Below are 26,382 nucleotides of genomic sequence, written 5' to 3'. Positions count from 1 at the left end.
TATAGGTTTAGTTTGTTAAAAACTGATGGACCGTTGAAGCAATTGTTATCCCTTTTTCAAGGTTTCTTTCTTCATTCATTTGTTCAATTTCACCTGGCACAAGAACACTTTTAAAACCCGGAGCTGGAGGGGCCTGACGGATTTCCTCCATCATTTGATCCATATTTTCCAGGAATGCTTCTGCATCCGTGAAGAATGCTGGATTAATTGCACAGAAATAATGGCCAAGCTTCCGCTTCTTATCCAGGTCTCCATACATCTTGGCTACATGCGGCCCAAAAGCTGCACCTGCAAGCAAACCCGAGAAGATGTCGACAATCATTGATAGTCCATAGCCCTTAGGCCCGCCAAACGGAGAAAGTGAAACGACTTTGGAAGGATCTGTTACGGTTTCCCCATTCTCGTCTACACCCCATCCTTTTGGAATTTCTTTTCCTTCTTCTTTATATTGAAGGATTTTCCCCAGAGCTACATTCGATGTTGCCATATCCAGGATGAATGGCTTCTGTGTTTTTGCCGGTACACCATAGGCAATCGGATTGGTTCCAAGGAAAGCATCTTTGCCTCCAAATGGCACGACAATTTTATCGGTATGTGTCATCGCAATTCCAATCAGGTTTTCCTCTGCGGCATTTTGAACAAAATAGCTAAGTGCCCCGCAATGGCTGCTGTTAATGGCTGTGACCATTCCCACACCATTTTCCTTTGCCATCTGGATGGCATGATTCATGGCTTCATCTGCAATGACGTGTCCAAATCCGTCATCCCCATCGACTACCCCTGTCACAGGACCAGTTTTATTGAATGAAATCTCGGCAGCGGGATTGATACCTCCCGCATTTAAACGGTTCACATAATGTTCAGTACGAAGTACACCATGTGAATTAACATTTCTTAAATCCGCATGAACCAGGATTTCCGCAACTTTTTCTGCATGTTCATGCAGCAAGCCAGCATCTGTTAATTTCTGAACTACTAGCTTCTTGGCTTCTTCATGATGAATTGTCACAGTAGACATAATGATCCCCCTACTCCAGGTTGGTATGTTTCTTGACCATTTCTTCGTTCGAATTTCTTTCTGATAAACTATCAATGATTGCTGCATCTAAAATAAGATGTGCAGCCTGATCAAACTGATTCCCTAGAGGCTGAATCGTATCTGGTTCTCCTGAAAGGCGGTATTTTGTTGCCGCAGGAATCTGCATTCCCCCGTAAAGCATGGCTGGTGAATAGCCTCTTTGTCAGTTGTGATCAGAAATACTTTCGCCCCCGCCTTGAAGGCGTTTTCAGAAAAACTTATGGTCTGTCCTGTTTTGGCTGAGCCAGATAAAACGATTAGTATATCGTTCTCCTGTATGGCCGGTGTTGTCGTTTCTCCCAAAACATAGACTGTTTTTCCGCTATGCATAAGACGCATGGCAATCGCCTTTGCCACTAGGCCTGAACGGCCTTCCCCAGTAAAGAAGAAACGAGCGTCACTCTTTAAAAGTGCTACGAAAGAGCCGTATTCGTTCTTATCGACATGTGTGCATACTGCTCTCATTTCTTTAAGAATTGTAAGAATCGTATCCATTTGTCCACCCCTTATCTTTCAACAATAAGGTCATTATTAATAAATGCGTTTACTTCACTAAGATAAGGAAGACCTTCATTATCTCCTGAGACGGTTGTAACCAGAGCACCTACGCCATTAGCAAATTGAAGCAGTCTTTCCTTGCTGAAGCCGTTCAGCCAGCCATAAATGTATCCCGCATCGAATCCATCCCCGGCTCCGACAGTATCAACAGGAGTCACACGGAAGCTTTCTGCCCGTGTCCAATCGCCATTCCGGAATAGCTTTGATCCATTAGCGCCATCCTTTAAGACCAAATCCCTAATGCCATATTCTCTGGCAAAAAGTGCAAGTTCATCTTCTTCTTCCATTCCGCTTATTAGCCTGATCTCTTCTAATCCAGTCAGCAGGATATCAACATGCGGAAGAATTTCTTTATATGCTTTTCTCGCTTCTTCAATCGACCAAAGCTTCAGTCTGATATTTGGATCAAAGGAGATTGGAATCTTTTTTTGTTTTGCGACTTCAATCACTTTTGCGGCAGTTTCGATGTTCTTTGAATCAATAGCAAGGAAAACACCTGTAAGATGGACAAGATCTACATTTTCAAACAGTTCTTCCTGAATCATTTCCGGTGTCAAGGTTAAGATAGGCGAGTTATATCGGTAATAGAATGTCTTGCCTGATCCATCCTCATTAATTTCCTTAAAGTTAAGTGATGTCGGGCAGCCGCTTACAAAATCCACACCCGATACATCTACGCCCTCTCCCCGAGCGAAGTTATATATGACTCTGCCAAACTCATCTTCCCCCAGCCGGCTAATCCACTTGCTGTCTAACCCAAGCCTTGCACATCCAATGGCAAAGTTAAGTTCTGCACCGCCCACCTTGCGTTCAAACTGGGTGACATATCTAAGTGGTCCTTTTACAGCTGGGTTCAGTGTTATCATGGCATCTCCGATTGTTAAAACTTTGAATGGTGATGACATTATTTTTCTCTCCTAACACTCTATAAAGATTCCCGCTCAACTAAAGCAGGAGCATATCTTTTAATCTCATATACTTCCTCAAACTGAGGATTTCTAATTAAATCTAATAAAACTGAAGCGGCATCATTGCCAATTTCAAAAGTCGGCTGTTTGATGGCTGTTATTGGTGTTGCCGAGATTTCCAGGAAATCAGAGTCATCTACTGCAATAACGCTTACATCATCAGGAACCTTCAAATTCTTTTTCTTAAAAATTTCAAAAGTTCAATGAGTGAAAGGTCGTTTGTAGCAAAAAATGCCTCTGGCGTTTCTTCTTTCAGCCACATTTTTTCTAGTTCAGGGATAATGTCTTTTCTTTCTGCCGCAATAATCCAATCATCCTTTACAGGCAAATCATTTTGTTTCAGCGTTTTCTTGTATCCATTTATCCGTTCGATCCGGGGTGTCACTTTTTGGCTTAAGGACATGGATACCAGCCCTATTTTCCTATGGCCTTTTTGGACAATTTCCTGAACGGCAATCTCAGCTGCTCTCTCGTTATCCAAAAGCAGTGTTGGATAAATTGTTTTTTCAAGCTTTCTATCTACAAAAACAATAGGGAAATTTGAAAGTTTCAGCCGTTTATATTGATCTTCATTTCCGATGGTCGGAAAGATAATCAGTCCATCAACTTGTTTAGCTAAGAGCATATCAATGTATGCACGTTCTTTTTCCGGATTATCGTCTGCGTTACAGACAAACAAATGAAATTCATTTTTTTCGCAAACATCTTCAATGGCCCTGATAATTTCTGTCGAAAACGTATGAAGTATATTGGCAACAATCACTCCAATGGTTGATGACTTCTTTTGCTTCAAACTTTTAGCTACGAAATTAGGGATATATCCCAGCTCGCGAATGGCATCTTCAATTCGCATTTTAGTAGATTCCGCCATATACTCGTAGCGATTATTGATATACTGTGAAACTGTGCTCTTTGATACATTTGCTTTTTGCGCAACATCTAACATCGTTATTTTTTTCATGTTGTACTATCCTCTCGCTAAACCGATTTAGTAAATCGGTTTAGTAAACCGGTTTAGGGAAAGTATAAATGAAAACCTTTTCAAAATCAATACTAAAATTTCTGAATTTTATTTTTAGCAGGAATCATTCAACAACGGTTTGAACAAAAAAATCCCTCCGCATCCGGAGGGATTTTTCCACATTATAATTTCTCGCTAAATTTCAATGAAGCCCCCACAAATTCACGGAATAATGGCTGAGGGCGAGTTGGTCTTGAGATAAATTCAGGATGGAACTGGGAAGCAACGAACCAAGGGTGATCCTTCACTTCGATGATTTCCACTAAGCGGCCATCCGGGCTTGTACCAGAGAAGACAAAGCCCGCTTTCTCCATATCCTGGCGGTAGTGGTTATTGAACTCATAGCGATGGCGATGACGCTCATATACCACTTCGTCCTGGTATGCCTCAAAGGCTTTTGTCTCTTCATTCAATTTACAAGCTTGCAATCCAAGTCTTAGAGTTCCGCCTAAATCCTCAATATCCTTTTGCTCAGGCAGAAGGTCGATAATTGGATGCGGTGTTTCAGGAGCAATTTCTGCTGAGTGTGCCCCTTCAAGACCCAGTACATTTCTTGCAAATTCAATCGAAGCCAGCTGCATCCCAAGACAGATGCCAAGGAATGGCCTTTTGTTCTCACGGGCATATTGAATCGCAAGGATTTTCCCTTCAATGCCACGGTCGCCAAATCCGCCTGGAACCAGAATTCCGTCAGCATCCTGAAGCAGTTCATTGACATTACTGCTGTCCACTTCTTCCGAGTTGATCCATTTGATTTCAATATCAGAATCAAAAGCATAACCCGCATGTTTTAGGGCTTCGACGACTGAAATGTAAGCATCCTGCAATTCAACATATTTACCGACAAGGGCAATTCTGGTTTTTCTGGAAAGGTTCAGAACCTTGTCGACCAGCTGCTTCCACTCTGTCATGTCCGCTTCTCCGCAATTCAGCTTCAAATGCTTGCAGACAATTTCATCAAGCTTCTGATCTTGAAGAGATAGTGGTATAGAATATAATGTATCCGCATCTGTTGCTTCAATAACTGCTTCTTTATCGATATCACAGAATAGCGCAATTTTATCCTTCATATCCTGGGAAATTGGCATTTCTGTACGAAGAACGATGACGTTTGGCTGAATGCCAAGGCTTCTCAGTTCTTTCACACTGTGCTGTGTAGGCTTTGTTTTCATTTCACCTGCTGCCTTGATATAAGGAACCAATGTACAGTGAATGTACATCACATTATCGCGGCCGATATCGCTCTTAATCTGGCGGATCGCTTCAAGGAATGGAAGTGACTCAATATCCCCTACTGTTCCGCCGATTTCTGTGATGACCACATCAGAATTCGTTTCATGGCCTGCACGGAAAACCTTATCCTTGATTTCATTTGTGATATGCGGAATAACCTGTACCGTTCCGCCGTTATAGTCGCCGCGGCGCTCTTTTCTTAGGACAGTTGAGTAAATTTTACCAGTTGTTACACTGCTGTACTTAGTCAGGTTAATATCAACAAAACGCTCATAGTGACCTAAGTCCAGGTCAGTCTCCGCGCCGTCACCTGTTACAAACACCTCACCATGCTGGTACGGGCTCATTGTTCCCGGATCCACATTTATGTAAGGGTCGAATTTCTGAATCGTAACCGTTAACCCTCTGTTTTTCAATAAGCGGCCAAGTGATGCTGCCGTGATTCCTTTTCCTAGTGACGAAACAACTCCGCCCGTAACAAAAATATACTTAGTCATGAAAAATTCCCCCTTGATATCAGTTTGTGCATAATGATGCCGGTTTAAAGACTTGATGATAAAAATTCTATTGTTCAGCCTCCGATTTTTTCAGCGGAAGCTTATCGCAAAGGGATGGTTTAGCTCTTTTAAAAAGGCACATGGCCTATAAAAAAATAAAAAGCGCCCCTCTTACTTAAGTAAGTAAGGGAGCGCTATTAGCGTCTAAACGAATCGTCCTTTTTTAAGGAGCCCAAAAAGTATTCTACAAGCCCTGAAACGAAATGTCAAGATTATAAATCTTCTTCCTCTTCGTCAGCGTCTAGATCATCTTCCTCAAGCTCTTCGTCCTCATCGCCAAGGTCGTATTCTTCATCTTTTTCGATTATTTCATCATCGTCCTCGAACTCATCATCATCAAGATCATCGTCATCGTCAAGAAGATCGTCATCATCGTCTTCTGTCAGATCATCATCGTCAAATCCGTCGATATCGTCGTAATCGATATCTTCTTCATCAAGCTCATCATAATCTTCAAGATCGAGATCCTCGTCGTCCTTTTTCTTCGCCTTTTTCTTCTTAGGCTTGATTACGGTAACGATTTCTTCTTCATATTGGTCAACCGGATACCATGAACGAAGGCCCCAGCGGTTATCGCCCAATCCGATAAAATGGCCATCTATATTTAAATCTGTATAGAATTGTGCAATTTTTCCCCTGACTTGTTCCTCTGAAAGGTTCATAAGTTTAGCCACTTCATTCATAATGTCATTAAAGGCCATTGGTTCTTTTTTGCTTGTCAGAAGTTCATAAGCCACTTCGATTAATGACATTTCTTGTAATTCTTCTTTTGAGAACTGTTCCAAACTCAATATCAGCACTTCCTTTCCCTATGTAAACGCTCATTCTGCAGCGCAAATCACAAACTATTAAAGCTGAAGTTCCGCAACTGTATGAAAATGCGTGCGGACAGCCTCCAAGAAGGCATATTCTTCATTATAAACAAATTTTTACGGTTTATGCCAGTTATATCTGCTGTTCTGCGTATTTTTATGCGATTTATTCTTGATTTTAAATTATCTGCGGGCACTTGCTTTCCGCGGGGAGGAGCGGGGACTCCCGCAGGACATTGAATAAGCTTCCTCGAATGAACACCGCACGAAGGAAATGCGCCAGCATTTTCGAGGATCAAGTGTCCTCCACTCCAATTAACTCAGCAGAAAAACTCTCATTGTATTAACAAGACAATTAACTTTTTTACATTATCCGTTAAAAAGAAGCTAATTTACCCTCCTCTTTCTCCTCCCCTTTACCGGCCGGTCCCATTTTTTATAGGCGAGCCAGGTGAAGTAGAAGGAGAGCACAAAGAATGCAATGGCTCCCAGCTGTTTTCCATATAAAAAGTAAACTCCTGCAGCAGCTGCAAGTATGGCTGCGTAGAGCAAGATTTTTTTCATTTTTTCACATCCTCAGGGTCCCCGAAGTGCACTGCTATGTATTGATTCCATTATATAGGATATGGATGTATTTTATATTAATTCTATGTTAAATAAAAGTGCAGAAAACAAGGGCCTGCAGCTGCAGGCCCTGTTGATCCATTTGGTTTTACATATTCCGGCGGTACTGTCCACCCACTTCGTATAAAGCACGGGTGATTTGGCCAAGGCTTGCCACTTTGACGGTTTCCATCAGTTCGGCAAAAATGTTGCCGCCGCTGACTGCTGCTTCCTTCAATTGTTTCAGCGCCTCTTCCGATTTGCCTTTGTTGCGGTCCTGGAAGCTGCGCAGATTGCGGATCTGTGTTTCTTTTTCTTCCTTCGTTGCCCGTGCAAGCTCCATGTTATTCATTTCATCCTCTGAAGGAGGATTAGGATTTAAGTACGTGTTAACTCCAATAATTGGAAGCTCACCAGTGTGCTTCTTCATTTCATAATACATGGACTCATCCTGGATTTTGCCGCGCTGGTATTGAGTTTCCATGGCGCCAAGCACGCCGCCGCGGTCATTGATGCGTTCGAACTCTCTCAGCACCTGCTCTTCCACAAGGTCTGTCAATTCATCTACAATAAATGCACCCTGAAGCGGGTTTTCATTTTTCGATAATCCATGCTCTTTAGTAATGATCATCTGGATGGCCATCGCACGGCGGACAGATTCTTCTGTCGGTGTCGTAATGGCTTCATCATAAGCATTAGTATGAAGGGAGTTACAGTTATCCTGAAGCGCCATTAATGCCTGCAGCGTTGTGCGGATATCGTTAAAATCAATTTCCTGTGCATGCAGAGAGCGCCCTGAAGTCTGGATATGGTACTTCAGTTTCTGGCTTCTTTCATTGGCGCCATATTTATCTCTCATAACCGTTGCCCAGATGCGGCGCGCCACACGGCCCAGCACCGTATACTCCGGATCAAGTCCATTGGAGAAGAAGAATGAAAGGTTTGGTGCAAAATCATTGATGTTCATGCCTCTGCTCAAATAGTACTCGACATAGGTGAAGCCATTTGCCAGTGTAAAGGCAAGCTGAGAAATCGGGTTTGCGCCCGCTTCTGCGATATGGTAACCGGAAATAGAAACAGAGTAATAATTTCGGACTTTATGGTCGATAAAGTACTGCTGGATATCCCCCATCATCCTCAAAGCAAACTCAGTCGAGAAGATACAAGTATTCTGTCCCTGATCTTCCTTTAAAATGTCAGCCTGAACCGTCCCGCGGACAGTCTGCAGTGTTTTCGCCCTAACTTCTGTGAATTCTTCAGGTGTCAGCACGCGGCCAAGCTCCTGCTCTTTTACTTCAATCTGCTGTTCGATGGCCGTATTCATGAACATCGCCAAAATAATCGGTGCCGGCCCATTAATCGTCATCGATACAGATGTAGATGGATGGCACAAATCGAATCCTGCATACAATTTCTTCATATCATCCAGCGTACAGATGCTGACTCCGCTTTCCCCGACTTTTCCGTAAATGTCCGGGCGATAGTCAGGATCTTCCCCGTATAGGGTTACAGAATCAAACGCTGTGCTCAGACGCTTCGCGGCATCATCCTTGGACAGATAATGGAAGCGGCGATTTGTCCGTTCAGGTGTACCTTCTCCGGCAAACTGTCTCTTCGGATCTTCACCCTCGCGTTTAAATGGAAAAACACCAGCTGTATAAGGGAATGAACCCGGCACGTTTTCTCTGTATACCCAGCGGATGATTTCTCCGTAATCCTTATACTTAGGCAGTGCCACTTTTGGAATGGATAGGCCGGATAAGCTTTTTGTTTTTAAAACCGTCACGATTTCTTTATCGCGGATTTTTGTCACAAATTGCTCGCCTGAGTATTTTTCCTTTAGATCATCCCAGCCAGAAAGGATTTTCTTTGTTTCAGCAGACAGCTTTTCTTCTGCTGCTGATTTAATGGCGTCAAGAGAAGCAATGACTTGTTCATTTCCTTCTTGTTCTTTCACAGCAAGCAGAGCCCCTTCGAGCTGGAACAGTTTGCGGGCAAGATCGGCCTGCTCCTCCGCTTTCTTGTGGTAGCCGCGGACTGTTTCAGACACTTCGCGCAGATAATAGCGCTGTTCATTCGGGATAATCACATTCTGCTTTTCAACTTTTGCGTTTTTTGTAAAACTTGTCTTCCAGTCTGTACCTGCTTTTTCATTAATTGTTTCCACAAGTGCCGCAAACACCGCATTTGTGCCAGGATCATTAAACTGGCTGGCAATGGTTCCGTAGACAGGCATGTCTTCCAGCTCTTTTTCAAAAAGCATCCGGCTGCGCTGGTACTGCTTTTGCACCTGCCGCATGGCATCTTCAGAACCTTTGCGCTCAAATTTATTAATGACGATCAAGTCTGCATAATCGATCATATCAATTTTCTCAAGCTGGGAAGGCGCGCCGAATTCACTTGTCATGACATACATGGAAGCATCACAAATTTCAGTAATGCCGGCATCTCCCTGCCCGATTCCGCTTGTTTCTACAATAATCAGATCAAAGCCGGCTGCTTTGACAACTGATATGGCATCCTGAATCGCAAGCGACAGCTCGCTGCGGGAATTTCTTGTTGCCAGGCTTCGCATGTAGACTCGCGGATTAAAGATGGCGTTCATGCGGATACGGTCGCCAAGAAGCGCACCGCCTGTTTTTTGCTTTGTCGGATCAACAGAAAGGATCGCAACTTTTTTCTCCGGAATTTCATTAATGAAACGGCGGATCAGTTCGTCAGTCAGCGAGCTTTTTCCAGCACCGCCTGTACCCGTAATTCCCACTACAGGTACCTGCTTTTCCAGTGACTTCACTTTCTCCATGACCGGCTCAAGCGATGCTGCCGCTTCTTTGCCTACGGTTACCTGATGCTCAGCCAGTGTAATCAGCTTGGCAATGGCATTGGTTTCCCCATCCTGAAGCTTTTCAATCTGCTCGGATGCTTCAGCTGTGAAAGTCGGGAAATCACACTCCTTGATCATTTGATCAATCATCCCCTGGAGGCCGTATTGGCGGCCATCTTCCGGAGAGAAAATCCTCGCGATTCCGTAGTCATGCAATTCTTTGATTTCCTTCGGGATAATGACACCGCCCCCTCCGCCATAAATGCGGATGTGGGATGCGCCCCGCTCCTTCAAAAGGTCATACATATATTTGAAGTACTCTACATGTCCTCCCTGATAAGAGGAAATAGCGATTCCCTGCACATCTTCCTGGATTGCAGCATTTACGACTTCCTCCACAGAACGGTTATGCCCGAGGTGGATGACCTCTGCACCGCTTGCCTGAATGATGCGGCGCATAATATTAATGGAAGCATCATGTCCGTCAAATAGGCTGGAAGCCGTAACGAAGCGAATATGATTTTTCGGCTTATAGACTTCTGGATTGCTCATCGTTCTCCCCCTTGTCCGTAAGCGCAGGCAACTGTGCACTGTTGCCTGCACGCTATTATTAAGCTTTTTCCGAAACTCTTCCCGGATCCTTTATTCCTTGAATAAGGAGATTGGTCTGCAGCTGGATATATTCATCGATGCTGTACATTTTCTGCAGTGACCAGCGGCGGAATGCCCACATTTGCCCCTGGACAAAAATGTTATGGGCAATCATTTTGATTTTTTCTCCGGCAGGTCCAGTTCCCCGTTCTCGACACAAAGTGTAATGACATGCTCGAACATGCCGACCATTTCAATTTCTTTTTCAGAACATATGGAAGCGCATCCTTTGTCAGAGCCTTTACTTCCTGGTACATGACGAGCACTTCATCCTGCATTTCATCGACAACCTTGAAATAGTCGGCGATGCCCTGTTTCAGGCTTTCAAGCGTGCCCTGTTTCGTATCAAGACCTTTTTGAAGCCGTTCAGCGACCTGGTCATAAATGCTGTCACAAACCAGATATAGTACGTCTTCCTTCGTACGGATGTATTCATAAAGCGTTCCAATACTAAAACCAGATGCCTTCGCGATTTCTCTAGTTGTTGTACGATGGAACCCTTTTTGGATAAAAAGGGTGACGGCACCTTTAATCATCTGATCACGTCTCTTTTTGACAAGACGCTCATCTTTAACAGAAGCCTGCACTTCCCGTTTTTTCATTGTTTACCTACCGCCTCCCGTGAATCATAATGCCTGTTTATAAATGTGTATTAACTTATGAATTCTGCCCGTTGATTTCCGCTCCAGGATGCTCGCTTTCCGCGGGGCGGGCGGTGAGCCTCCTCGACGCTCTGCGTCTGCGGGGTCTCACCTGTCCCGCTACCCCGCAGGACGTTGAATAAGCTTCCCAGAAAAAACACCGCACGAAGAAAATGCGATAGCATTTTCGAGGATCTCGCACCTTCCGCTGCAATCAACTCATTGCTTAAACTTAGTCAGCAGCTCTAAAGACACAAATTTTACCAAAACGACCCGTTTTAGAACAATTATTTCGTTACCATACGAGAGATTACGAGACGCTGAATTTCCTGTGTGCCTTCGTAGATTTGCGTAATTTTGGCGTCACGCATGAAGCGTTCTACCGGATAATCCTTTGTATATCCGTAGCCGCCAAAGATTTGGACGGCATCTGTTGTTACTTTCATAGCCGTATCACCAGCAAGCAGTTTGGACATGGCAGATTCTTTTCCGTATGGAAGCCCTTCTGACTCCAGCCATGCTGCCTGGTACGTTAATAGTCTTGAAGCTTCAATGCTTGTGGCCATGTCTGCCAGCTTAAATCCGATTCCCTGCTGGGCAGCAATAGGCTTGCCAAACTGCTGGCGTTCTTTTGCATATTCAACTGAAGCATCCAGTGCGCCCTGCGCGATCCCGACTGCCTGGGCAGCTATGCCGTTGCGGCCGCCGTCAAGTGTCATCATGGCAATTTTAAAGCCTTCGCCTACGTTTCCTAGAACGTTCTCAACCGGAACCTTGCACTCTTCAAAAATGATTTCAGTTGTAGGTGAGGAACGTATACCCAGTTTCTTTTCCTTCTTGCCCACTGAGAAGCCTTCAAAGCCGGATTCCACGATAAACGCTGTTGTTCCTTTATGTTTGGAAGCTGGATCTGTCAGGGCAAATACAACATAGATATCTGCGATTCCGCCGTTTGTGATGAAAATTTTGCTGCCGTTTAAGACGTAATGATCACCCTCAAGACGTGCCGTTGTTCTCATTCCGCCGGCATCAGATCCGCTGCCTGGCTCAGTAAGGCCATAAGCGCCAATTTTTTCACCCTGGGCCATAGGCTTCAGGTATTTTTGCTTTTGCTCTTCGCTTCCGAATTTGAAAATCGGCCAGCCTGCCAGAGATGTATGTGCTGAAAGAGTTACACCTGTAGAGGCACATACTCTGGAAAGCTCTTCAACTGCGATGCAGTAAGCAAGGTAATCACTGCCGATTCCGCCATACTCTTCAGGCCACGGAATCCCTGTTAAGCCAAGCTCCGCCATTTTGTCGAAAATCTCTCTGTCAAAGCGCTCTTCTTCGTCGCGTTCAGCAGCAGTCGGCGCCACTTCATTCCTGGCAAAATCGCGCACCATTTTTCTGATCATTTCATGCTCTTCACTCAATTGGAAATTCATTGTCTTTCCCTCGCTTTATATGGATTCGTTGATATATTAGCAGGCCTTATAATTCTGCCCGTTGATTTCAGCACGGGGCACTTGCTTTCCGCGGGGAGGAATGGGAGCCTCCTCCCGCAGGACGTTGAATAAACATCCTTGAATGACTCTGCACGAAGAAAATGCGGCAGCATTTTCGAGGATCAAGTGCCTTCCGCTACAATCAACTCAGCATTTAAAAGTTAGGCGCCATTAAGCACACTTTCAAAAACATATTTCACAACTTTACAGCTGTTTGCTGATGACAATCCGCTGAATTTCGCTTGTGCCTTCATAGATTTCGGTAATTTTGGCATCACGGAAGTAGCGCTCAACCGGGTAGTCTTCCGTGTAGCCGTAGCCGCCGAATACCTGAATGGCTTCTGTTGACACGTCTACTGCTGTTTTGGATGCAAACAGCTTTGCCATTGAGGCTTCCAGTCCGCATTTAATGCCGCGTTGGCGCATGTCTGCTGCGCGATAGATTAATAGTTTTGCAGCTTCGACGCTTGTCGCCATGTCTGCAAGCTTGAATCCGACACCTTGCTGAGCAGCGATCGGCTTGCCGAACTGTACACGTTCCTTCGCATAGCTTGCGGCTGCTTCAAAGGCTGCTTCTGCGATTCCAAGCGCCTGTGAAGCAATACCGATCCGTCCGGCGTCCAGATTGGCCATCGCAATCTTGAAGCCTTCTCCTTCATTGCCGAGAAGATTTTCAGAAGGAACACGCATATCCTCAAATGTCAGCTGAAGCGTTCTTGAGCCGTGCAAGCCCATTTTGTGCTCATCCTTCCCAAATACAAGGCCTGGCGTATCTTTCTCTACAATAAAAGCGGAGATGCCTTTGCTGCCAAGCTCCGGATTTGTGGATGCAAATACAATATATACGTCTGCTTCGCCAGCATTCGTGATGAACACTTTTGAACCATTAATGACATAATGGTCTCCATCTTTTACCGCACGGGATTTCAGGCTTCCCGCATCCGAGCCTGCGCTCGGTTCAGTGAGGCAAAAAGCTCCGAGGTACTCGCCTGAAGCAAGCTTCGGAATATATTTCTGCTTTTGCTCTTCCGTACCGAAGTAAAGGATTGGGTTTGTTCCAACCGATGTGTGGACCGATAAAATAACGCCCACTGTCGCACTCACACGGGACAGTTCATGGATGGCGATAATGTAGGAGGTAAAGTCCATTTCGGATCCGCCGTATTTTTCAGGAATCGGTATCCCCATCAGGCCAAGCTCGCCCATTTTGCGGAGAATCTCCCTTGGAAACTCGCCCTGCTCCATTTTTTCCACAAAAGGGGCGATTTCCGTTTGCGCAAAATCACGCACCATTTTCCTCATCATTTCCTGTTCTTCTGTAAATCTCAGGTTCATTTGTATACCCTCCGATGCCGCCTGGCTCTATTCAGCCGGGCTCCTGTGATTATTTTTCGTAAACGTAGAAGCCTCTGCCTGTCTTCTTGCCAAGCCAGCCAGCTTTTACATATTTTCTTAAAAGCGGGCATGGACGGTATTTATCATCGCCAAAGCCTTCATGCAGGGTTTCCATAATATACAGGCATGTATCCAGGCCAATGAAATCAGCCAAAGTCAGCGGCCCCATTGGATGGTTCATGCCAAGCTTCATCACTTCATCAATGGCCTCTTTTGTCGCAACCCCTTCATAAAGCGTGAAGATTGCTTCATTAATCATCGGCATCAGGATGCGGTTGGATACGAATCCAGGAAAGTCATTCACTTCTACCGGCACTTTTTTAAGCGTCTTTGTGATGTCTTCAATGGTTTGATACACTTCGTCTGCAGTTGCAAGGCCACGGATGATTTCTACTAGCTTCATCACTGGTACCGGGTTCATAAAATGCATGCCGATGACTTTTTCCGGACGTTTTGTGGCAGCCGCGATTTCTGTGATAGGAAGGGATGATGTATTGCTTGCCAGAATCGCATGTTCTGGAGCGATTTCATCCAGCTGGCTGAAGATCTTTGTTTTAATCTCCATATTTTCAACGGCTGCTTCGATGATGAGCTCAACGTTCTTTGCGTCCTGCAGATCAGTTGAAGCGGTTACATTTTTCAGCACTGTTTCCATGTCTTCCGCTGTCATGCGCTCTTTTTCCACCTGGCGGGAAAGATTCTTTTTAATTACGCCAATGCCGCGTTCAACAAAATCCGGCTTTAGGTCGTTTAAGATGACGCTGTAGCCTGCCTGCGCACAAACCTGCGCGATTCCTGAACCCATTTGTCCAGCACCGATTACCATAATGTTTTTTACGTTCATATTTGTATCCTCCGATCTTGGGCTTTGGCCTGTATTACTCTTTTATTTGAATGCTTGTTTGTTTTGATTAACTGTCATTTTTCTCTGTGCTTTCTTCTTTTTGGCGTCATTCCTTCTTGATTAACTACCATTTTCCTCTTCACCGGCGCTTTTTCGGCGTTAATAACCTTGATTAACTACCATTTTCCTCTTCACCGCCGCTTTTTCGGCGTTATTCACCTTGATTAACTACCATTTTCCTTCTCACCGCCGCTTTTTCGGCGTTATTCACCTTGATTAACTACCATTTTCCTTCTCACCGCCGCTTTTTCGGCGTTATTCACCTTGATTAACTACCATTTTCCTTTTCACCGCCGCTTTTTCGGCGTTATTCACCTTGATTAACTACCATTTTCCTTTTCACCGCCGCTTTTTCGGCGTTATTCACCTTGATTAACTACCATTTCCCTTTTTACCGCCGCTTTTTCGGCGTTATTCACCTTGATTAACTACCATTTTCCTTTTCACCGCCGCTTTTTCGGCGTTATTCACCTTGATTAACTACCATTTTCCTTTTCACCGCCGCTTTTTCGGCGTTATTCACCTTGATTAACTACCATTTCCCTCTTCGCTGTTGCTTTTTCGGCGTAATTCACCTTGATTAACTACCATTTTCCTCTTCACCGGTGCTATTCTGGCTGCACCGCCGTCCTAAAACAGATTACTGCTTCGGAACCTCAATCATCACCGCATCTCCCTGGCCTCCGCCGCTGCAGATGGCCGCAATGCCGATTCCGCCTCCGCGGCGCTTCAGTTCATGCATCAGTGTTAGGATGATTCTCGCTCCGCTCGCGCCGATTGGGTGTCCAAGGGCAACGGCACCGCCGTTAACATTCACTTTCTCTTCATCAAGACCGGCAATTTTTCCGCTTGTTAAAGCAACAGCCGCAAATGCTTCGTTAATTTCAAATAGGTCAATCTCTTCCAGGGTTTTTCCTGTCTTTTTCAATAGAGCATTAATGACAAGTCCAGGGGTTTGCGGGAAATCCTTGGCTTCCACTGCAAGCGCTGTATGGCCAAGAATATAAGCTCCCGGCTTTTTGCCTTCGCGTTCTGCCCGCTCTTCGCTCATCAATACTAAGGCTGCTGCTCCGTCGTTAACGCCAGGCGCATTCCCCGCAGTGATCGTACCATCGGAGTTAAAAACCGACCCCAGCTTAGCCAGCTTTTCTAGGGAAGTATCTTTACGCGGCGATTCATCCTGGGAAACAACGATTGGCTCACCTTTTCGCTGCGGCACTTCCACCGGCACGATTTCCTCTGCCAATCTGCCGGATTCCATTGCTGCAATGGCACGTTCATGGCTTCTTAGTGCCCAGTTGTCCTGCGCTTCACGGCTGATTTCAAACTCTTTAGCTGTCGAGTTTCCGTATGTTCCCATATGGACGCCTGTGAAGCTGCAGCTTAATCCGTCATGAACCATTAAGTCCTTAACCGTTGAATCACCCATGCGCAGCCCCCAGCGCGCTTTCGGCAAAATATAAGGAGCATTGCTCATGGATTCCATGCCCCCGGCCACGATGACTTCCTCGTCACCCGCCCGGATAATCTGATCCCCTAATGTTACGCTACGCATGCCGGAAGCACATACTTTATTGATCGTTTCCGTTTTCACTTCCCATGGCAAGCCTGCTTTTCTGGCAGCCTGACGTGAAGGGATCTGGCCCTGGCCGCCCTGAAGAACGGTTCCGATAATCACTTCATCTACGTCCTCTGGATTGACGCCGGCGCGGTTCAGCGCTTCTTTTACTGCAAATCCGCCAAGGTCAGAAGCTGTAAAGCTGCTAAGCGCTCCGGCAAATTTTCCAAAAGGTGTTCTTACTCCGCTAAGAATTACGGTTTTCCCCATTAAGAATCGCTCCCTTGTACTATTAATTTAAAATGTTCTAATAATTAATTTGAAAAAAAATCGGGTCTATGAAGCAGTTCTGGTTGAAGTTAAATATCAGTGAAGGCGCGTTGGCTGACTGAACGCTCGCTCGAAAAAACCGCGAAATCAAAGGATTTTCTCCCTCATCAGCAAACAAGCAAAATTGTAAGCGCTTTATCATGTTCTATTTTACTAGAAAAATAGCAGAAATTGAAACACTTTACACAAAATTCTGGTAAAAACATTTTTCGTCAAAATGCTTTAGCTGAAATTTGCTTCAGTGCTTCAATTTCCACTTTCAATATGTTAGGATGCTAAGTTCTGGCTTTCACCTATAACAGACTTTTCGAGAATTTCGGCAACATCGTACGTATGAACCTGTTCTTCCACTTCTTTTGCTTTCGTGCCATCTGAAAGCATCGTTAAGCAGTATGGGCATCCGGAGCTGATCACGGATGGATTCACTGCGAGTGCCTGCTCTGTGCGTGAGACGTTGATGCGGTGCCCTGTTTCTTCTTCCATCCACATTAAGCCGCCGCCTGCTCCGCAGCACATGCCGGTTTCGCGGTTTCTTTCCATTTCCACAAGCTTAACGCCAGGAATGCTCTTAAGGATTTCACGAGGAGGATCGTACACCTCGTTGTAGCGTCCAAGATAGCAGGAATCATGGAATGTGATCGTTTCTTCCACAGCATATTGCGGCTTCAGCTTGCCTTCTTCTACAAGCTTAGCAAGAACTTCAGTATGGTGATAAACCTCTGCCTCTAATCCAAAATCCGGATACTCATTTTTGAAAATGTTGTAGGCATGAGGATCGATCGTTACGATCTTCTTCACTTCATTTTTCTCAAACTCTTCAATATTCTTTGTGGCAAGCTCCTGGAATAAGAACTCGTTTCCAAGACGTCTTGGTGTGTCACCAGAGTTCTTTTCTTTGTTTCCAAGGATCGCAAATTTAACGCCTGCCTCATTCATTAGTTTCGCAAAGGAAAGAGCGATCTTTTGGCTGCGGTTATCATAAGATCCCATGGAGCCAACCCAGAATAAGTATTCAAACTCTTCTCCTGCCTTTTTCATTTCCTTCACTGTCGGAACATGAACATCTTCGCGTGCTTCTCTCCAGTCTTCGCGCTCCTTGCGGTTCAGTCCCCAAGGATTTCCCTGGCGCTCGATATTGGTCATGGCGCGCTGTGCATCCGCATCCATTTTACCCTCTGTTAAAACAAGGTAGCGGCGCAGATCAATAATCTTATCAACATGTTCATTCATAACCGGGCATTGGTCTTCACAGTTTCGGCAAGTCGTACAAGCCCAGATTTCTTCTTCTGTAATGACTTCGCCAATCAGGCTAGGGCTGTATGCAAGGCCTGCAGCAGCTTCTTCTGCACCCTGGCCTGCAGCAGCAAGGGCAAGCTGATTGCCTTTCGTATTTGAAAACGCAAATGTCGGCACCCAAGGCTGCTTCGAAGTGACAACAGCACCATGATTGGTTAAATGGTCACGCAATTTCAGGATTAAATCCATCGGAGAAAGCATTTTTCCCGTGCCGGTTGCCGGACACATATTGGTACAGCGTCCGCATTCCACACATGCATAGAAATCGATCATCTGATGCTGTGTAAAATCTTCAATCTTTCCGACACCAAAGCTTTCCTGTGACTCATCTTCAAAGTCGATTGCTTTTAATTTTCCCGGATTATCCAGACGGTTGAAATATACGTTGGCCGGTCCGGCGATTAAGTGAGCGTGCTTGGATTGCGGCACGTACACAAGGAAAGCGAGAAGGAATACTAAGTGAATCCACCATGAGATGTAAAACACAACTATTGAAGCCGTTTCACCCATCCATGCGAATGCACCGGCAATCAGAGAAGCAACCGGTTCTGTCCAGGTTCCTTCATGGCCATGCCAAATCATGCCCATTCCATTGCCAAGCAGTACGGAAAGCATGAGCCCTCCGATAAAAATAAGAACGAGACCTGATTTGAATCCGCGTTTTAAACGGACAAGCTTTTCCACATAACGGCGGTGGAAAGCCCAGATTACCGCTACAAGGATCATCAAGGTCACAATTTCCTGGAAAAAGGTGAAGCCAGGATATAATGGTCCAAGCGGCAAATGCGCACCTGGCTTAATTCCCTTGATAATAAAATCGATTGCTCCAAATTGGACAAGAATGAAGCCGTAGAAAAACATCACGTGGATAATTCCGCTTTTCTTATCCTTTAAAAGCTTCTTCTGGCCAAATACGTTGACCCAGATCTTCTCAAGGCGTTCTTTCACCTTGCCGTCAAACTCCACCTTTTTGCCAAGCTTGATATATTCAATCCGCGTCTTCACAACATAGACAAACAGGCTGATGGCGTAAGCGGTTACAAGAAGAAATGCAATTAAGTTGATCCATAATAAACCGTTCATAGGCATGGTGCTCCTTTCTTCATCTTAGAAAATTTTAAAAACAATATAATTTTCTGAATTTACTCTTACTCCCATTATATTATGAATGAGCATTCAGTCAACCATTTTTAGTTAAACTTGTTCGAAAAATTTCATTATTTTCATTTATTAAATTCTTTATAAAGGTGAAAAGTCCTCCCATTTTGGGAGATTCCATGATAGAAAAAGCTCTGCAGGAAATACTAACAGGAAAATCCTGTCGAGAGGAAGATTGCATTGACTGTCTGGAATATCATTATGGCCGTTTTACTCGTCATCTCCTTATGGCTCTATATCGATTTTACATGGGGCCGGAAAAGCCATATGAAAAAGCTTGAGCGGACCGCCTTACCCATCCGGCAGTCTGATATGGAACTATTTGCAGACGGACCTGCTTTGTTTGATGATTTATTCTCCGAGCTAAGAAGAGCGCAAAAGCACATCCATATTTTATTTTATATTGTGAAGGATGATAAAATCAGCAAGGAGTTTTTAACCATTTTAAAGGGTAAAGCAAAAGAAGGAGTGGAAGTCCGCCTTTTGCTGGATTGGGCCGGAAGCTTTCCGGTTAAACGAAAAACCGTTAAGGATCTTAAAAGCAGCGGCATTAAGTTTTCGTTTGCACATGTGCCAAAGCTTCCATTTCTCTTCTATTCTTTCCAGGCCAGGAACCATCGGAAAATCACCGTTATTGACGGAAAGATCGGTTACAGCGGAGGCTTCAATATTGGCAAAGAATACATCAATCTGGATAAAAAGCTGAGTCCCTGGCGTGACTATCATTTGAAATTCCGTGGTGAAGGGGTAGAGGATCTGCAAAGAGAGTTTCTAATCGATTGGTATAAAGCAACAAAGACTGACCTGCTCGCAAACAGAGTCTATTTTCCTGAGCAGCCTGCAGGAGATTACCGCCATCAGTTCGCATCTTATAAAGGAGCATTTTTAGAAGAAAGCTTCTCCTCCTTAATTCGGAATGCGAAAAAGAGCATTACGATTGGGACACCCTATTTTATTCCGGGCAAAAGGCTTTTTCAGGATTTAATCCATGCCCTGGAACGCGGGGTAACTGTCAGGATACTTGTCCCATGCATTACCGATCATATTCTTGTTAAGGAAGCCTCCTATCTTTACTTAAGAACCTTGATTAAACAAGGAGCTTATGTGTATGAATACAAAAATGGCTTTTACCATGCGAAGGCGATCATCATCGATGATGAAATCAGCGATATTGGAACAGCCAATTTTGATAAACGGAGCCTGTTTTTAAATTATGAAATCAATTGCTTTATTTATGACAAAGAGTTCATAAAGCAGATCAGGTCTGTTCTGGACAAAGACATAGACAATGCAAAGAGATTGACGCTAAAAGAATTAAACCGGCTGGACCCTTTACGGACATTCAAGGAAATGCTTGCCCGGTCTGTGGCAAGCTTCCTGTAAGAAAAGCGGAAGCGCCTTGCCCACGAAGGAACGCAGACTAAGAACGCCACGTCCTGTGGCAACGTCTGCATGACCCCCATCCTCCCAAAAGCTGCCACTTTTGGTCGTGCGATGATTATGCTGACGAAGCCTTCCTTGTCCTGGGGGCCCCAAGCACAAGACGAGCGTCCTGGAAAGGCGTTCTTTGCCTTTTTAGGAGGATTGCCCGAAATGTGGAGGTGACTGCCCAGGGATGACAGGCATAAGACAGTTCCTGTAAGAAGGCGTTCTTCCTTCTGAAAGGAACTGTCTTGTGACCTCGTGGGGGTAGGCTGCTTGCGCTAGACAGCTCTCGAAATACAAAGATTTACATTCTGTTAGATTATAGACCAGCATAAAGAAGGTGCTGCAAATTGAAAATAAGACTGGGATATGTTTCTCATGCCATCAGCCTGTGGGAGGCATCTCCTGCGAGAACATTGACTTTTACGCGCTATCAGCAATTGCCTGAGGAAGAAAGGCTGGAAAAGCTGAAGGCCGTCACAGCAGTGAATTTGCAAAATACGTTAAGAATGCTTTATTTTAATATCGCCCATGAAATTCAGCTATATCGGCTTTCAAGCTCCATCGTACCTCTGGCCACACATCCGGAGGTTTTATGGGATTTTGTCACACCCTTTAAGGAAAAATGGCTTGAAATTGGTGAATTGATTAAAAAACACGGGCTACGCGTCAGCTTTCACCCCAATCAATTCACCCTGTTCACTTCTCCGCGCGACGATGTGACAAGAAATGCAGTCAAAGATATGGAATACCATTACCGGATGTTCGAGGCCATGGGGGTTGAAAACGAGAGCTTCATTAATATCCATATTGGCGGGGCTTATGGTGACAAGCTCACGACCATCCACCGTTTCCATGAAAATCTCAAGACACTGCCATCTCTTATTAAAAAGCAAATGACACTCGAGAATGATGACAAAACCTATAACGCGGAGGAAACTCTCCTGGCCTGCCAGAAAGAAAACATTCCCCTTGTGTTCGATTATCACCACCATATGGCGAACCTCGGCACCCGCCCGCTGGATGAGCTTCTCCCTGGGATTTTTCAGACGTGGGAACAAACAGGACTCAAGCCGAAAATCCACATTTCCTCTCCCAAATCAGAAAAAGCCTTCCGGTCCCATGCCGATTATGTTGACATTGATTTCATCAGGCCGCTTCTCGATCTGCTGAAAACCTTTAACCGGGATATCGATTTCATGATTGAAGCTAAAGCAAAGGACAAGGCGGCGCTTAAGCTGACAGAAGATATCAGCAGCATCCGCGGGGTGAAGAGGATTGGCGGGGCGGAGGTAGAATGGAAATAAGAAGAGCGGAGGCGCCTTGCTCACCCCCGACAAGCACAAGATGAGCCTCATGGAAAGGCGTTCTTTGCCTTTTTGGGAGGATTGACTTGTGACCTCGAGGGGGTAGGCGCCGCAGCTAGACAGTTATCTAATTCCGAAGTTTGTCATTCGTAATGGAAGGCGTTCCGCATGCGGAACGCCCCTTTATTTTAACTGAATCTCCTTCACCTTCTGCCTCTGCTCCTCAGGCCACCAGGCCCCACAGTCTTCAGAGACTACACAGGCAGAGCACTTTTGAAGGTCGTACACCTTCATACCAGTAATCGGAGGTGAATAAAGATGCAGTGTGACAAGGTTCTCCCTGCCTGCACTCTTCATTTTGTGCACCCCTTTTTGAGAGCAAAAAAGAAGGAGTCTTTGGACTTTATCTCTGCAAAAAGCTCAATTGGGACGTCTTCCTTCACTTCATAAACAGTATTTTCCACATCTCCATTTAACACTTGAATCCATCCCTTTGAATTTCCATGATCATGCGGGGCGCATTCTATATCTGACCAGTTCATGACGAGCAGCTCCACTTCTTCACTTTGGTAAAGCAGCTTGCGGTAGTAGGGTTTTCCATCTGCCGGCTGCAAGTGAGGAAACAACTCCTCAAGTTTGATATCAAGTGATGCCAAAGCCTTTCTAAGTTCTTCTGCAGAAGGTGATTTCAATGAATCCAAACTGTTTTTAAACCGTTCCTTCAAGGCCATTAAACGACTCCCCCTTTACTCTGGATTATCGTTTCCTCCATGAAAAATATTTCAGCTGACCATTCACCATAATCACTCCTATAATAATTATGATCCCGCCCATGAAGCTTATGAAGAAAATTTTTTCACGAAGCAATAAAACGGCCGCAATAAAGGTAAATAGCGGCTCCATATAGATAAACATTGATACTTTGGAAGCTTCCAAAACCTCGAGAGCCTTGGACCAGTACCAGTAGCCAATCCCCGACACAAATATGCCCAGAAACAATATATGAGCCCATTCAGAATCGGATAAAAGATGGAACTTCTCCCACCCTCTGTCTCTCATTAAAAAGGGAATGGTCAACACGCATCCAAGCAAACTCATATAAAAAGTGACCACAAGGGAAGGAAGCTTAATTTGCAGTTTTCTCACCAAAATCGAATATACGGCCCAATTCAGTGTACTTAGGATCATGAGGAAATACCCTATATTTAAAGCAAATCCCAGCGTCTGGCCGCTTCTCGCTCCTGTTACCATGAGGACCCCGGAAATCGCAGTTAAAATGCCCAGCGTCTTAAGAAATGTCAATTTTTCATGGAGAAAAATCATGGAGAGAAGCACGGTAAAAACAGGTGAAAAAGAAATGATCCACCCCGCAGATGAGGCGTCTATTGTCTTTAGAGCTGATACCTGGATGACCTGATGGATGAAAACGCCGAGTACACCGAGAACAATTAAATGGGGAATATATTTGAGCGGAATCTGGAGCGGATATCTTTTCAAGAGAAGCACAAGGAGCAGAAAAGCTGCCCCGATGGCAAACCGGAGCATGATCAATGTATAAGGGTCCAGCTTATCCAAAACAGCTTTTGTGGAAACAAAAGAGACTCCCCAAAAACTGATCGAAATGGTTGCGTAAAAAGAGGCTGCCAATTGTGGCTTCATGGGCGAGCATGTCCTTTCGGGAAGGTTTCTACCATGATATGCTCGTCCCGAAGTAAAATGCGGAGTTTAGTTTGATTTACTTGCGGATTGTATGCAAAATTTATTATTTTTTTGCTGATTTGCCGGGTTGGCTGACTAATTTTCTGAGGATTAGCCCGTAACTTTTTGGTTTGCTGCCTGTTTTCGGTTTGTTTGCAGGTTTACCAGGTTTGTTTGCTTTTTTCCTGATTTGTTTGCCAATTTTAGCTATTGTTTGCTGATTTCCCAGGTTTATTTGCAACATTCCGGATTTATTTGTAAAGTTCACATTTAGACATAAAGGGTGCCCATAACTTACGTGGACACCCTTTTCCATTATCTCAATATTCCCTGCAGCCAGGGCAGAACCACTTCATATGCTTTAAACCCGAGGTAAATGCCGACTATCCCCATAATGCCAGGCAGTGCGGGCGGTGCGGGAATCGGCAGCTTCATGAAAGCAAAGACAAATCCGACGAGAAATCCTGTAAGTATGGATAAAAGAACGATTTTCATGAGATCCTCCTAAAATAACATATGCCTTTAGCTTTCCCTTTTTCGTCAAAAACATGAAAAAGCCGGCACCTATAAGTGCCAGCTTTGAGTTTTACATTTTTTCCGGAGCAGATACTCCGATTAATTTCAGTGCGTTCTTCAAGGTAGTCTGGACTGCTTTGATCAGTGCCAATCGGGCTTTGGTTCTTTCCGGATTTTCCGCATCCAGTACTTTTTCAGCATTATAGAAGCTGTGGAAAGAAGAAGCCAGTTCATAAATATAGTTCGTGATTCTGTGCGGCATGCGCTTTTGCGCAGCTTCGCCGACAGCCTGCGGGAATTCGCCGATTTTCTTCAGAACGTCGATTTCCTTTTCTGCCTGAATCAGGGAGTAATCTGCAGCTTCGGCAGACATGCCCTGTTCTTCACCCTGGCGCAGGATGCTGGAAATACGCGCGTGTGCGTACTGGGCATAGTAAACAGGGTTTTCATTTGATTGTGAGACAGCCAGATCAAGGTCAAAATCAAGATGCGTATCTGCGCTTCTCATCGCGAAGAAATAGCGTGTTGCGTCCAGACCTACTTCTTCCACAAGGTCACGCATCGTTACCGCTTTGCCGGTACGTTTGCTCATCTTCATTTTTTCGCCGTTTTTGTACAAGTGTACAAGCTGAATGATTTCGACTTCGAGCGCCTCACGGTCATAACCAAGCGCCTGGATGGCCGCTTTCATGCGCGGAATGTAGCCATGGTGGTCAGCACCCCAAATGTTGATCAGCTTTTCAAAGCCTCTTTCAAGCTTGTCTTTATGGTAAGCGATATCTGGAGTCAGATATGTGTAAGAGCCGTCATTTTTAATAAGAACACGGTCTTTGTCATCACCGAAAGCAGTTGAGCGGAACCAGGTTGCACCCTCTTCTTCGTAGATGTGGCCGTTATCCTTCAATGCCTGAAGGGCTGTGTCGATTTTGCCATTATTATAAAGAGATGTTTCAGAATACCAAACATCAAATGGCACACGGAAATCTTCCAGATCCTGCTTCAGCTTTGCCATTTCATATTTCAGGCCGTATTCACGGAAAAAGTCAAAACGCTCTTTTTCATCCGCATGTACATACTTATCGCCATACTCATCAGCCAGCTTTTTGCCGATGCCGATGATGTCTTCGCCATGGTAGCCGTCAGCCGGCATTTCTTTTTCAAGGCCAAGAGCCTGGAAATATCGCGCTTCAACCGATAGAGCAAGATTGTTAATCTGGTTGCCGGCATCATTGATATAGTACTCACGGGAAACCTCATAGCCAGCTTTGTCTAAAATGTTGCATAGGGAGTCGCCGACAGCTGCCCCGCGGGCATGTCCAAGATGCAAGTCCCCTGTTGGGTTAGCTGAAACAAACTCGACCTGGATCTTCTGGCTGTTTCCAACTGTTGTTTCTCCGTACCGATCTCCTGCTTCCAGAACGGCAGGAATCAGATCAGTCAAATAAGAATTATTCATGTAAAAATTAATGAAGCCAGGTCCTGCGATTTCAATTTTTTCAATTGAAGCCTTTGAGCTGTCAAAATGAGCAATAAGCTCCTCTGCAATCATTCTTGGCGCTTTTTTTGCCACACGTGCTAATTGCATTGCCATATTCGTGGAATAGTCTCCATGAGCCTTTTCCTTCGGGATTTCCAGAATTACATCAGGAATCTGCTCTTCCGCTGCTAAGCCAGCCTTTACAACCGCATCCTTAATTTCCTGCTTTAATTTGCCTTGCACCTGCTCAACTATGTTCATTGTTCTCCTCCTCAAACGTAATCGCCAAATGATATGTACCTGCCTGGGATCCCTGCATTTTCAGATCGTATAAAATATCAATCGAACCTTCACCAGATTCGTGATCATATTGATGGACCATACGCTTTGTCACCGTGCCCATTTCAAACACTCCGTAAGGCGTTTCATAGCTGCCGCGGAGCTTTTTATTCATTCTAAAAGGGAGCCTCATCTTTACGGCGCCGCTTCGTAAAATCAGTCCGTCTGCATCGGACATTTTTATGATCGTCTTTACTGTTCCCTCTTCCATTACTTCATCATACTGAAGGAATCGGGCAGAATCTTTTATATAGTATCGGCCAAAAGCAGTCAATTCAAAAGTCTCTTTGCTGCCAAGCTTGCGAATATCTGTCTTCACATTAATCTTCACAGGCATTTGTTCCGCTGAGCGACTGGACAACGGCAACACTTCCTTTTCATCATATATAACTATATAAGTATAAATACTCGCTGGGGAAAGTGCAAGAAGGTGACAGAAAGAAAAGTGGAAGCGCCTTGCCCACCCCCGACAAGCACAAGACGGGCCTCCCAGAAAGGCGTTCTTTGCCTTTTTGGGAGGATTGGCTTGTGACCTCGAAGGGGTGG

Annotated in this window: 21 protein-coding genes and 2 pseudogenes; 2 read left to right on the top strand and 21 right to left on the bottom strand. The window is 44.9% G+C overall.

Annotated elements, in window-relative coordinates:
- Positions 1–7: 7 nt before the first annotated feature.
- The 14 genes and pseudogenes from allD to M5V91_RS23335 all read right to left on the bottom strand — a co-directional run bounded on the left by allD (position 8) and on the right by M5V91_RS23335 (position 18,999).
- Positions 8–1,018, bottom strand: a complete 1,011-nt coding sequence (gene allD / locus M5V91_RS23400; protein ID WP_251174322.1) for an ureidoglycolate dehydrogenase — start codon at positions 1,016–1,018, stop codon at positions 8–10.
- Between the two features lie 123 nt (positions 1,019–1,141).
- Positions 1,142–1,573: an SIS domain-containing protein gene (locus M5V91_RS23395; RefSeq protein ID WP_284521521.1), complete on the bottom strand. Its 432-nt coding sequence runs from the start codon at positions 1,571–1,573 to the stop codon at positions 1,142–1,144.
- Positions 1,574–1,584: 11 nt separating this feature from the next.
- On the bottom strand, positions 1,585–2,541 hold the full coding sequence (locus M5V91_RS23390) for a sugar kinase (RefSeq protein ID WP_009332298.1): 957 nt from the start codon (positions 2,539–2,541) through the stop codon (positions 1,585–1,587).
- Positions 2,542–2,561: 20 nt separating this feature from the next.
- Positions 2,562–3,550, bottom strand: a pseudogene (locus tag M5V91_RS23385) (LacI family DNA-binding transcriptional regulator).
- Positions 3,551–3,747: 197 nt separating this feature from the next.
- Positions 3,748–5,355 carry a CTP synthase gene (pyrG, locus tag M5V91_RS23380; RefSeq protein ID WP_009332300.1) on the bottom strand — a complete coding sequence of 536 codons (1,608 nt, stop codon included), beginning with the start codon at positions 5,353–5,355 and terminating at the stop codon, positions 3,748–3,750.
- A gap of 272 nt (positions 5,356–5,627) precedes the next feature.
- The gene (rpoE, locus tag M5V91_RS23375; RefSeq protein ID WP_019380590.1) at positions 5,628–6,206 is read right to left on the bottom strand and encodes a DNA-directed RNA polymerase subunit delta; all 579 of its coding nucleotides are present in this window, start codon (positions 6,204–6,206) and stop codon (positions 5,628–5,630) included.
- A 408-nt stretch (positions 6,207–6,614) separates the two neighbouring features.
- On the bottom strand, positions 6,615–6,791 hold the full coding sequence (locus M5V91_RS23370; protein ID WP_019380588.1) for a hypothetical protein: 177 nt from the start codon (positions 6,789–6,791) through the stop codon (positions 6,615–6,617).
- Positions 6,792–6,939: 148 nt separating this feature from the next.
- Positions 6,940–10,206 carry a fused isobutyryl-CoA mutase/GTPase IcmF gene (gene icmF / locus M5V91_RS23365; RefSeq protein WP_251174324.1) on the bottom strand — a complete coding sequence of 1,089 codons (3,267 nt, stop codon included), beginning with the start codon at positions 10,204–10,206 and terminating at the stop codon, positions 6,940–6,942.
- A gap of 58 nt (positions 10,207–10,264) precedes the next feature.
- A pseudogene (locus M5V91_RS23360) lies at positions 10,265–10,907 on the bottom strand (TetR/AcrR family transcriptional regulator).
- 326 nt (positions 10,908–11,233) lie between these two features.
- Complete coding sequence (locus tag M5V91_RS23355; RefSeq protein WP_019380585.1) at positions 11,234–12,373, bottom strand: acyl-CoA dehydrogenase; 1,140 nt, start codon at positions 12,371–12,373, stop codon at positions 11,234–11,236.
- Positions 12,374–12,637: 264 nt separating this feature from the next.
- Complete coding sequence (locus M5V91_RS23350; RefSeq protein ID WP_009332306.1) at positions 12,638–13,768, bottom strand: acyl-CoA dehydrogenase; 1,131 nt, start codon at positions 13,766–13,768, stop codon at positions 12,638–12,640.
- A 49-nt stretch (positions 13,769–13,817) separates the two neighbouring features.
- Positions 13,818–14,672, bottom strand: coding sequence for a 3-hydroxybutyryl-CoA dehydrogenase (locus M5V91_RS23345; protein WP_009332307.1), 855 nt, complete (start codon positions 14,670–14,672; stop codon positions 13,818–13,820).
- Positions 14,673–15,372: 700 nt separating this feature from the next.
- Positions 15,373–16,560 (bottom strand): acetyl-CoA C-acetyltransferase, encoded by a 1,188-nt coding sequence (locus M5V91_RS23340; RefSeq protein WP_251174325.1) that lies wholly within the window; start codon positions 16,558–16,560, stop codon positions 15,373–15,375.
- A 327-nt stretch (positions 16,561–16,887) separates the two neighbouring features.
- The gene (locus M5V91_RS23335; RefSeq protein ID WP_009332309.1) at positions 16,888–18,999 is read right to left on the bottom strand and encodes a (Fe-S)-binding protein; all 2,112 of its coding nucleotides are present in this window, start codon (positions 18,997–18,999) and stop codon (positions 16,888–16,890) included.
- 276 nt (positions 19,000–19,275) lie between these two features.
- Between M5V91_RS23335 and cls the strand changes: the two genes are divergently transcribed.
- Positions 19,276–20,457 (top strand): cardiolipin synthase, encoded by a 1,182-nt coding sequence (gene cls, locus M5V91_RS23330; RefSeq protein ID WP_251174382.1) that lies wholly within the window; start codon positions 19,276–19,278, stop codon positions 20,455–20,457.
- Between the two features lie 392 nt (positions 20,458–20,849).
- Positions 20,850–21,806, top strand: coding sequence for a UV DNA damage repair endonuclease UvsE (gene uvsE, locus M5V91_RS23325; protein ID WP_251174326.1), 957 nt, complete (start codon positions 20,850–20,852; stop codon positions 21,804–21,806).
- 183 nt (positions 21,807–21,989) lie between these two features.
- Here uvsE and M5V91_RS23320 read toward each other — a convergent pair whose 3' ends face one another.
- The 7 genes from M5V91_RS23320 to M5V91_RS23290 form a co-directional block, all read right to left on the bottom strand.
- Positions 21,990–22,163 carry a hypothetical protein gene (locus tag M5V91_RS23320; protein WP_284521520.1) on the bottom strand — a complete coding sequence of 58 codons (174 nt, stop codon included), beginning with the start codon at positions 22,161–22,163 and terminating at the stop codon, positions 21,990–21,992.
- Entirely contained in the window at positions 22,160–22,537 is a 378-nt protein-coding gene (locus M5V91_RS23315) for a cupin domain-containing protein (protein ID WP_284521519.1), read from the bottom strand. Before M5V91_RS23315 ends, M5V91_RS23320 begins: the two co-directional genes overlap by 4 nt.
- A gap of 25 nt (positions 22,538–22,562) precedes the next feature.
- The gene (locus M5V91_RS23310; RefSeq protein ID WP_251174328.1) at positions 22,563–23,465 is read right to left on the bottom strand and encodes a DMT family transporter; all 903 of its coding nucleotides are present in this window, start codon (positions 23,463–23,465) and stop codon (positions 22,563–22,565) included.
- 103 nt (positions 23,466–23,568) lie between these two features.
- Entirely contained in the window at positions 23,569–23,820 is a 252-nt protein-coding gene (locus M5V91_RS23305; RefSeq protein WP_251174329.1) for a hypothetical protein, read from the bottom strand.
- On the bottom strand, positions 23,820–23,999 hold the full coding sequence (locus M5V91_RS23300; RefSeq protein WP_009332314.1) for a XapX domain-containing protein: 180 nt from the start codon (positions 23,997–23,999) through the stop codon (positions 23,820–23,822). Before M5V91_RS23300 ends, M5V91_RS23305 begins: the two co-directional genes overlap by 1 nt.
- 91 nt (positions 24,000–24,090) lie before the next feature.
- Positions 24,091–25,758: an arginine--tRNA ligase gene (gene argS, locus M5V91_RS23295; protein ID WP_019380576.1), complete on the bottom strand. Its 1,668-nt coding sequence runs from the start codon at positions 25,756–25,758 to the stop codon at positions 24,091–24,093.
- Positions 25,745–26,197 (bottom strand): YwiB family protein, encoded by a 453-nt coding sequence (locus M5V91_RS23290; RefSeq protein WP_019380575.1) that lies wholly within the window; start codon positions 26,195–26,197, stop codon positions 25,745–25,747. Before M5V91_RS23290 ends, argS begins: the two co-directional genes overlap by 14 nt.
- Positions 26,198–26,382 lie beyond the last annotated feature (185 nt).

The organism is Cytobacillus pseudoceanisediminis (assembly GCF_023516215.1).
In the GTDB taxonomy this organism is placed as follows: domain Bacteria; phylum Bacillota; class Bacilli; order Bacillales; family Cytobacillaceae; genus Cytobacillus; species Cytobacillus pseudoceanisediminis.
The sequence above is the reverse complement of the archived record's forward strand: the minus strand, read 5'-3'. Positions and strand labels throughout refer to the sequence as shown.